Below are 545 nucleotides of genomic sequence, written 5' to 3'. Positions count from 1 at the left end.
CTGGTGCCAGTCAAGAGAGTGGTCGACTACAACGTGAAGGTCCGGGTCAAATCGGACGGCACGGGTGTCGACATCGCGAACGTGAAGATGTCGATGAATCCGTTCGACGAAATCGCCGTGGAAGAAGCGGTGCGGTTGAAGGAAGCAGGCGTGGCGACGGAAGTGATCGCTGTGTCGTGCGGTGTGACGCAGTCGCAGGAAACGCTGCGCACGGCGCTGGCGATTGGCGCGGATCGTGCGATCCTGATCGAGTCTTCTGAAGAACTGCAACCGCTGGCGGTCGCCAAGCTGTTGAAGGCGCTGGTCGACAAGGAACAGCCGCAGCTCATCATTCTGGGCAAGCAGGCCATCGACGACGATTCGAACTAGACCGGCCAGATGCTGGCTGCCCTGGCCAATCTGCCGCAAGCGACGTTCGCATCGAAAGTCGTGGTGGCCGACGGTAAGGCGACGGTGTCGCGCGAAGTGGATGGCGGCGCTGAAACGCTGTCGCTGACGCTGCCCGCTGTGGTGACGACCGATCTGCGCCTGAACGAGCCGCGCTA

1 pseudogene is annotated in these 545 nt (G+C 61.8%); it reads left to right on the top strand.

The features are described 5' to 3' along the window. Window positions 1–545, top strand: a pseudogene (locus tag FQ705_RS27610) (electron transfer flavoprotein subunit beta/FixA family protein); the annotation flags it as partial.

It is taken from the genome of Paraburkholderia sp. BCC1884 (genome assembly GCF_900996225.1).
GTDB lineage: Bacteria > Pseudomonadota > Gammaproteobacteria > Burkholderiales > Burkholderiaceae > Paraburkholderia.
This window is presented reverse-complemented; position numbering and strand designations above follow the sequence as displayed.